Genomic DNA, 9,107 nt, shown 5'->3' on the forward strand with positions numbered 1-9,107 from the left:
GTCCAGGCCGGCGTGATCGACTCGGGTTCACCAAAACCGCGGTGTCCCGGTGCCGGGGATGCCGCGATTTCATGAAACCCGAGTGGATCACGCCGGCCTGGACGGTCTGCACCATTTCGCGCACCGGAACCCGGGGCGAGGTCGGGGCCGGAGCGAGGTCGGGGCCCGGAGCGAGGTCGGGGCCGGGCAGAGGCGAGGTTGGGGCCGGGCCGGGGCCGGGACGAGGCAGAGCGTGCCGGGGCGGACCCGACCCGGCGGTCACGGCGGCGTGATCGACTCGGGTTTTTGTAAACCGGGGTGTCCTGGTGCCCAGGATGCCGCGATTTCATGAAAGGCGAGTGGATCACGTCGGATCGCGCGGTTCGGGGGCTGTGACCGGTCGGCCAACGCTGCTCAGGGGTTGGGCTTCGCCTCCGCGCCGTCGCTGGTCTTCGCGTCCTTGTCGAGGGCGGCCAGGATCGCCTCGGCGGTGCGCCGACCCACTCCCGGCACCTCGGTGATCTCTTCGACCGTTGCGGCCGAGAGTCGCTTGAGCGAGCCGAAGTGCCGCAGCAAGGCCTTGCGCCGGACTTCCCCCAGGCCGGGTACGCGGTCGAGTGCCGACTCGGTCATCCGCTTGGAACGGCGCTGCCGATGGAAGGTGATGGCGAACCGGTGGGCTTCGTCCCGCACCCGTTGCAGCAGGTAGAGCCCCTCCGAGGTGCGCGGAAGGATGACCGGGAACTCGTCGTCCGGCAGCCACACCTCCTCCAGCCGCTTGGCCAGCCCGCACAGGGCCACGTCGTCGATGCCCAGGTCGGCGAGGGCCTGCGCGGCGGCCGCGACCTGTGGGGCACCGCCGTCGACGACCACCAGTTGCGGCGGGTACGCGAATTTGCGCGGCCGGCCGGTGGTCGGATCGATCAGGACGCCGACCTGCGGCTCGAGAGCGTCTTGCGGGGCGGCCTGGTCGTCGGCCGACTCCACGCCCACCTCGCCCGTCTCGGCCCTGGCGTCCAGGTAGCGGGCGAAGCGGCGGCGCAGCACCTCGGACATCGCGGAGAGGTCGTCGGTGGCGCCCCGGACGATGAACCGCCGGTATTCGCTCTTGCGGGGCAACCCGTCCTCGAAGACCACCATGCTGGCGACCACGTCGGTGCCCTGGATCTGGGAGATGTCGAAACACTCGATGCGCAGCGGCGAGGTGCTCATGCCCAGCGCCTCGCTGATCTCGTCCAGTGCCTTGCCCCGGGTGGTCAGGTCACCGGAGCGCTTCAGCTTGTGCCGGGCCAGCGCGTCCTTGGCGTTGCGTTCCACCGTCTCCATCAGAGAGCGTTTGTCGCCACGCTGCGGCACCCGTAGCGACACTCGGCTGCCCCGGTGGTTGGAGAGCCAGTCAGCCAGCGCGTCGGCGTCCGCGGGCAACTCGGGCACGAGCAGCTCGCGGGGCACGTCGGCCTCGCCGTGCTCGCCGCCGTACACCTGGGTGCAGAAGTGGTGCACCAGGTCTCCGGTGGTCAGGTCCTCGGTCTTCTCCACCACCCAACCGCGCTGGCCGCGGACTCGGCCGTCGCGCACGTGGAAGACCTGCACGGCCGCCTCTAGCGGGTCGTCGGCGAACGCGACCACGTCGGCGTCGGTGCCGTCACCGAGCACGACGGTCTGCTTCTCCATGGCCCGGCGCAGCGCGGCCACGTCGTCGCGCAGCCGGGCGGCCCGCTCGAACTCCAGTTGCTCGCTCGCCTCGGTCATCTCGCGTTCGATCTTGCGGACCATGGTGTCGGTGCGCCCGGCCATGAAGTCGCAGAACCCGTCGACGATGGCCCGGTGTTCGTCGGCGGAGACGGTGCCGACGCACGGTGCCGAGCACTTGCCGATGTAGCCGAGCAGGCAGGGACGACCGACCTGACCGGCCCGCTTGAACACCCCGGCGGAGCACGTCCGGGCGGGGAACACCCGCAGCAGCAGGTCGAGCGTCTCCCGGATCGCCCAGGCGTGTGAGTACGGACCGAAGTACCGCACGCCCTTGCGCTTGGCGCCGCGCATCACCTGCAGCCGTGGGTACTCCTCGTCGAGGGTGACGGCGAGATAGGGGTACGACTTGTCGTCGCGGTAGCGGACGTTGAACCGCGGGTCGTACTGCTTGATCCAGGTGAACTCCTGCTGGAGCGCCTCGACCTCGGTGCCGACGGTGATCCAGTCCACCGACTCTGCGGTGGTGACCATCTGCCGGGTGCGCTCGTGCAGGTTCCAGACGTCGCCGAAGTAGGAGTTGAGCCGGCTGCGCAAATTTCGCGCCTTGCCGACGTAGATCACCCGGCCGGTGCCGTCGCGGAAGCGGTAGACCCCCGGTAGCTCCGGGATGGTGCCGGGTGCGGGGCGGTAGGTCGAGGGGTCAGCCACGCCAGCAAGCCTAGTCCGCAGCACCGACAGCCCACCGCGGGCGCGTGATCCACTCGACGTCCCGGAAGTCGGGGTGTCGGCACGCCACGGACACCCCGACTTCCCGAAACGCGAGTCGATCTTGCGCCGCCAACCCGACGGTCACGCCAGCCCGGCGATCACGCCAGCCCGACGGTCACGCCAGCGAGATCTGGTCGCCGGTGACCTTGATGTCCTTGGGTGGCAGCGGCTTGGTGGCCGGGCCGGCCTTCACCGAGCCGTCCTCGATCGAGAACTTGCTGCCGTGGCAGGTGCAGTTGATGGTGCCGCCGTCGACGTTCGTCACCGGGCAGTTCTGGTGCGTACAGATCGGGCTGAAGCCCTTGAACTGGCCGGCCGTGGGCTGGGTGATGACCACACCCTCGGCGGCGAGGACCTTGCCGCCACCGACCGGGATGTCGGCGGTGGTGGCCAACGACTGGGCATTCTGCCGATCGCCGCCGCCGGCGTCGCCGGTGCTGGGCACGGCCGGACCCCCACTGGTGGGTGCGCCGCTGCCGCTGCCGCCGTCGTTGTTGCCGCAGGCAGCCAGGACGACGGCCGCGCCGACCGCCCCGACGCCGGTGAGCAGGGTACGACGTGTCTGGGTACCCGGACCGGTCAGAGCCTGATCGTCACTCATGCCTCGCCTCTCTCTAGCCCGCTGCGCCGGTCGATACAGGGCCACACTTCTCCACACGGGCAACTGTGCCGGATGGTTCACCGCGGCATCCGGCCGACCCGGCAAATGAGGCGGGGCGGGTCGTCTACCGACCCGCCCCACTCGACGAACACGCGCAGAGAGGTCAGCGTGCCGCGGCTGGCACCTTACGGCTGGCCCGCGCCTTGGTCGTGCCGTTGGCCTTGGCGGCCCGGGTGGTGGCGGCAGCCGCGCCCTTGGCCTCGCCGTCGAGCTTGAGCACCTGGCGCAGGAACTCGCCGGTGTGGCTCTCCGCCACCTCGGCGACCTCCTCGGGGGTGCCGGTGGCGAGCACCGTGCCGCCGCGGTGGCCACCCTCAGGACCCATGTCGATCAGCCAGTCCGCAGTCTTGATCACGTCGAGGTTGTGCTCGATGGTGATCACCGTGTTGCCCTTGTCGACAAGCCCTTCCAGCACCATCAGCAGCTTGCGGATGTCCTCGAAGTGCAGACCGGTGGTCGGCTCGTCGAGCACGTAGACCGTCCGCCCGGTGGAGCGCTTCTGCAGCTCGGAGGCGAGCTTGACCCGCTGCGCCTCGCCACCGGAGAGGGTCGGCGCGGGCTGACCGAGACGGACGTAGCCCAGGCCGACGTCGACGAGCGTCTTCAGATGCCGGTGGATGGCCGGGATGGCGGAGAAGAACTCGGCGGCCTCCTCGATCGGCATCTCCAGCACGTCCGAGACGGTCTTGCCCTTGTAGTGCACCTCCAGGGTCTCCCTGTTGTACCGGGCGCCCTTGCAGACCTCGCAGGGGACGTACACGTCGGGGAGGAAGTTCATCTCGATCTTGATGGTGCCGTCACCCGAGCACGCCTCGCAGCGCCCGCCCTTGACGTTGAAGGAGAACCGTCCCGGCCCGTACCCGCGTACCTTCGCCTCGGTCGTCTCGGCGAAGAGCTTGCGGACGTGGTCCCAGACTCCGGTGTAGGTGGCGGGGTTGGAGCGCGGGGTCCGGCCGATCGGCGACTGGTCCACGCCGACGACCTTGTCCACGTGCTCCAGACCGGAGACCCGGGTGTGCCGGCCGGGCACCAGCCGGGCGCCGTTGATCTGGTTGGCCAGCACCGCGTAGAGGATGTCGTTGACCAGCGTCGACTTGCCCGAGCCGCTGACGCCGGTGACAGCGATCAGCTGGCCCAGTGGGAACGAGACGGTCAGGTTGCGCAGGTTGTGCTCCCGCGCGCCGTGCACCACCAGCTCGCGGGACGGATCCTGCGGGCGACGGCCCGTCGGCGTCGGGATCGACCGCCGACCGGACAGGTACGCCCCGGTGATCGACTCCTTGTTCTTCAGCAGCGCCGGCACCGAGCCGCTGTGCACGATCTTGCCGCCGTGCTCACCCGCGCCGGGCCCGATGTCGACGATCCAGTCGGCGGTGCGGATGGTGTCCTCGTCGTGCTCCACCACGATCAGCGTGTTGCCCAGCCCGCGCAGCCGGATCAGGGTCTCGATCAGCCGGTGGTTGTCGCGCTGGTGCAGCCCGATCGACGGCTCGTCGAGGACGTAGAGCACGCCCACCAGGCCGGAGCCGATCTGGGTGGCCAGCCGGATGCGCTGTGCCTCACCGCCGGAGAGCGTGCCGGCCGGGCGGTCCAGGGAGAGGTAGTCCAGGCCGACGTCGAGCAGGAACCGCAGCCGGGCGTTGATCTCCTTGAGGACCCGCTCGGCGATCATCTTCTGCCGGTCGGTCAGCTCGATGCCCGCGAGCAGGTCGGCGCACTCCCCCACGGACAGGTTGCAGACCTCGGCGATGCTCTTGCCGGCCAACGTGACCGCGAGCACCTCGGGCTTGAGCCGGGCACCACCGCACGCCGCGCACGGCACGTCGCGCATGTAGCCCTCGTACTTGTCGCGGGACCACTCGGACTCGGTGTCGGAGTGCCGCCGCTCGATCCACTGCACCACACCCTCGAAGCCGGTGTAGTAGGAGCGCTCACGGCCGTACTTGTTGCGGTAGCGCACGTGCACCTGGTCGTCGGAGCCGTGCAGGATCGTCTTCTGCGCCCGCGCCGGCAACGCCCGCCACGGGGTGTCGATGTCGAAGTGCTGGGCCTCACCCAGCGCCTCCAGCAGGCGCAGGAAGTATTCCAGGTTGTGCCCGGTGGACCAGGGCTGGATGGCGCCCTCGCGCAGGCTGCGCTCCGGGTCGGGAACCAGCAGCTCCGGGTCGACCTCCTTCTTGGTGCCCAGGCCGGTGCACTCCGGGCAGGCGCCGTACGGCGCGTTGAAGGAGAAGACCCGGGGCTCGAGATCCTCGATGGCCAGCGGGTGGTCGTTGGGGCAGGCCAGGTGCTCGGAGTAGCGGCGCTCGCGGTCCGGGTCGTCCTCGGGGAGGTCGACGAAGTCGAGCAGGACCAGACCACTGGACAGGCCCAGGGCCGCCTCGACCGAGTCGGTGAGCCGCTGCTTGGCGCTCGGCTTGACGGTGAGGCGGTCGATCACCACCTCGATGGTGTGCTTTTCCTGCTTCTTGAGCTTCGGCGGCTCGGTCAGCGGGTGCACCACGCCGTCGACCCGGGCCCGGGCGTAGCCCTTGGCCTGCAGCTCGGCAAAGAGGTCGACATATTCGCCCTTGCGGCCACGGACCACCGGGGCGAGCACCATGAACTTGGTGCCCTCGGTCATGGCGAGGACCCGGTCGACGATCTGCTGGGGGCTCTGCCGGGAGATGCGCTCACCGCAGACCGGGCAGTGCGGCTCACCGATGCGGGCGTAGAGCAGGCGCAGGTAGTCGTAGACCTCGGTGATGGTGCCGACGGTCGAGCGCGGGTTACGCGAGGTGGACTTCTGGTCGATCGAGACGGCCGGGCTCAGGCCCTCGATGAAGTCGACGTCTGGCTTGTCCATCTGGCCGAGGAACTGCCGGGCGTACGACGAGAGCGACTCGACGTAGCGGCGCTGCCCCTCGGCGAAGATCGTGTCGAAGGCCAGGCTCGACTTGCCCGACCCGGACAGCCCGGTGAACACGATGAGCGCGTCCCGGGGCAGGTCGAGACTGACGTCACGCAGGTTGTGCTCGCGCGCGCCACGGATGATCAGTCGGTCGGCCACGGTGCGTGTACTCCCGGGAGAAGATGAAGCGGAGAATCTGTCCCGCTCTGGGGTGATCTGAGCGGTCGTGCGGGCGCGGAAAACACGCCTCGGCAACTCTAGCCCCGAGGTATGACAGTTTCCCTCGCCCGCACATTCCCCCAGCTCAGCCCGGTCGGCCGCACCGCCGACGGGCACCCGGTCAGTAGCCCCCGGGCGTCGGCGGGCGACTGACCCGACGTCGGGCCGAACGCCACCCGCCGCGCCGCTCCGCCGCCACCCGGGCCTCCCGCCGTCGACTCTCGTGGGCCACCTCGCCCTGCAGCCGCCGCCAGCTCTCCCATCGACGGGTGGAGAGCTCGCCGGTGTGCAGCGCCTCCCGGACCGCGCAGGCCGGCTCGCCGTCGTGGCCGCAGTCGGCGTACCGGCAGCCCTCGGCCAGCCCGGCGATGTCGGCGAACGCCCGGTCGAGCCCGGCCGCGCCGTCCAGTAGACCGACCGCCCGCACGCCGGGCGTGTCGATCACCGCACCGCCACTGGGGACGGGTACGAGAGCCCGCCAGGTGGTGGTGTGCCGACCCTTGCCGTCGACGCGCCGGATCGCCTGGGTGGGCATCATCACCGCCCCGACGAGGGCGTTGACCAGGCTCGACTTGCCAGCCCCGGACGGGCCGAGCAGGCCGAGCGTGCGGCCGGGGGCCACCTCGGCGCGCAGCGGGTCCAGCCCGAGGCCACGTTCGGCGCTGACCGGCAACACCGGCACCCCGGGGGCGACCGCGGCGAGTTGGCGGGCCAGCGCGCTCGGGTCCGCCGCGAGGTCCGTCTTGGTCAACACGACCAGCGGCCGGGCGCCGGACTCGTAGGCCAGGGAGAGCAGCCGCTCGATCCGGCCCACGTCCGGCTCGGGGTGCACCGGCTCCACCACGGCGGCGGCGTCGAGGTTGGCGGCCAGCACCTGGCCGCTGGCGTCCTTGCCGGCGGTACGCCGGATCAGCGCGCCGCGCCGCGGCAGCACCGCCTCCACGGTGACCCGGCGGTCCGGCCAGTGGGTGAGCAGCACCCAGTCTCCGGCGCAGGGCAGCGCGGACGGGTCCCGCGCGGCGGCGGTCAGCACCGCCCCACCCAGGCTGGCCCGGACCGGGCCGCCCGCGGTGAGCACGGTGCAGACCCCCCGGTCCGCCCGGGCCACCCGGCCCGGCCGGTGCTCGCCGTGGCGTGCGGCGTACGCCTCTCGCTCGGCATCCCAGCCGAGCGCTGCCAAATCGATAGTCATGCAATCCTCATCGGTGTCGAAGCTGGTGATGGCGGAACACGCGTGCCACGTCCGGCATGATCACCACCTCCGTCCGATGTCCCGGTGCCGCGTCTGCCGCTGACGGTAGGTCGCGCGCCGACGCGCCGAAAGCGATTTCCCCGGCGACGGCGCGACGGCGGACCGCTAGGGTCGACGGGTGACCACGGATCCGCTGTTGCTGATGGGCGAGGTGGACGCGGCCACCAGCCGACTACTGCGTACCGCCGCTTCTTTCGACACCGCGGACCTGGCCGCCGCGTCACTGTTGCCGGGCTGGACGCGCGGCCACGTGCTGGCGCATGTGGCGCGCAACGCCGACGGCTTCGTCAACCTCCTCACCGCGGCCCGCACCGGGGAGGCACTGCCGATGTACGCCTCGCTGGACGCCCGCACCGCGGACATCGAAGCCGGTTCGAGCCGGCCACCGGCCGCGCTCCTGGACGATCTGCGACGCACCGCGGACCTGTTCTCCGAGGCGGTCGCGGCAATGCCGGCCGACGCCTGGGCGGCGACGGTGCAGGCGCGGAAGGGCCCCTGGCCTGCGGCGCTGCTGGTCTGGGGTCGGCTGCGGGAGATCGAGGTCCACCACCTCGATCTTGCCGCCGACTACCGGGCCGCGGACTGGTCGGAGACGTTCGCTCACCGTCTGCTGCGGGAGGCGGCCAGTCATCACGCCACGGGGCCGACACCGCCCTCGATGGTGCTGCGCCTCGACGGCAGTGAGCACGAGGTGGTGATCGGGGAGCGCGTGGACGCCCCGATCGTCGCCGGTCCCGCCCCCGACCTCGCCGCCTGGCTGATCGGCCGCGCCGACGGCGCCCCGCTCTCCGTCACCCCCGACGGTCCCCTGCCTACTCCACCGGAATGGATATAGAAACGTCATGACATACAGCGGAGACGTCACGCACGGCGGCGCACCGGCGGTCCGGGAGCTGGACGGGCTGACCATCAGCAAGCTGTCGGTGGGCCCGATGGACAACAACGCCTACCTGCTGCGCTGCACGGGCACCGGTGACCAGGTGCTGATCGACGCCGCCAACGAGGCGCCCCGGCTGCTCGAATTGATCGGCGACGGTGGGCTGGCCGCCGTGGTGACGACCCACCAGCACATGGATCACTGGGTGGCGTTGGAGGAGGTCGTCGCGAAGACCGGCGCCCGGGCGCTGGTGCACGGCGATGACGCGGCGGGGCTGCCGATCGAGGCGGAGCGGCTGGCCGACGGCGACACGGTGGCGGTCGGCGACTGCGCGCTGAAGGTCATCCACATCAAGGGGCACACCCCGGGTTCGATCGCGCTGCTCTACCGCGACCCGGCCGGCACCCCGCACCTCTTCACCGGCGACAGTCTCTTCCCTGGTGGCGTCGGCAACACCGACAAGGACCCGGAGCGTTTCGCGGCGCTGATCGGCGACGTCGAGCACAAGCTGTTCGACCAGCTGCCGGACGACACCTGGTTCTACCCGGGCCACGGCAAGGACAGCACGTTGGGCGCCGAGCGCCCCGCCCTCCCCCAGTGGAAAGCAAGAGGCTGGTAACCACCCCACCCCACAAACCAGAAGACCCAACCTCAACCGAGAACCACCAAGATCAACACCCTCCGACGGCGGCGGCACCACCGCACGACCCGGAACAACGTCGGGGGCGGGGGCCCGCCGCGCCCGGCGCAGGGATCAAGCCTGACC

6 protein-coding genes are annotated in these 9,107 nt (G+C 70.8%); 2 read left to right on the forward strand and 4 right to left on the reverse strand.

From position 1 onward, the window contains the following. Nucleotides 1–393 precede the first annotated feature (393 nt). From uvrC to rsgA, 4 genes are all read right to left on the reverse strand, one after another. Entirely contained in the window at nt 394–2,382 is a 1,989-nt protein-coding gene (gene uvrC / locus DLJ59_RS01915; RefSeq protein WP_124770798.1) for an excinuclease ABC subunit UvrC, read from the reverse strand. A gap of 175 nt (nt 2,383–2,557) precedes the next feature. Next, complete coding sequence (locus DLJ59_RS01920) at nt 2,558–3,043, reverse strand: Rieske (2Fe-2S) protein (RefSeq protein ID WP_124770799.1); 486 nt, start codon at nt 3,041–3,043, stop codon at nt 2,558–2,560. A gap of 163 nt (nt 3,044–3,206) precedes the next feature. After that, on the reverse strand, nt 3,207–6,152 hold the full coding sequence (gene uvrA, locus DLJ59_RS01925; RefSeq protein ID WP_124770800.1) for an excinuclease ABC subunit UvrA: 2,946 nt from the start codon (nt 6,150–6,152) through the stop codon (nt 3,207–3,209). A gap of 181 nt (nt 6,153–6,333) precedes the next feature. Beyond that, the gene (gene rsgA, locus DLJ59_RS01930; protein WP_124770801.1) at nt 6,334–7,404 is read right to left on the reverse strand and encodes a ribosome small subunit-dependent GTPase A; all 1,071 of its coding nucleotides are present in this window, start codon (nt 7,402–7,404) and stop codon (nt 6,334–6,336) included. Nucleotides 7,405–7,582: 178 nt separating this feature from the next. Between rsgA and DLJ59_RS01935 the strand changes: the two genes are divergently transcribed. Together DLJ59_RS01935 and DLJ59_RS01940 are read left to right on the forward strand one after the other, a co-directional pair. After that, the gene (locus DLJ59_RS01935; protein ID WP_124770802.1) at nt 7,583–8,299 is read left to right on the forward strand and encodes a maleylpyruvate isomerase family mycothiol-dependent enzyme; all 717 of its coding nucleotides are present in this window, start codon (nt 7,583–7,585) and stop codon (nt 8,297–8,299) included. 7 nt (nt 8,300–8,306) lie between these two features. Beyond that, entirely contained in the window at nt 8,307–8,960 is a 654-nt protein-coding gene (locus DLJ59_RS01940) for an MBL fold metallo-hydrolase (RefSeq protein ID WP_124770803.1), read from the forward strand. The last annotated feature ends 147 nt before the right edge of the window (nt 8,961–9,107 follow it).

Origin of the sequence: Micromonospora inaquosa (assembly GCF_003857055.1) — a bacterium.
Lineage (GTDB): Bacteria > Actinomycetota > Actinomycetes > Mycobacteriales > Micromonosporaceae > Micromonospora > Micromonospora inaquosa.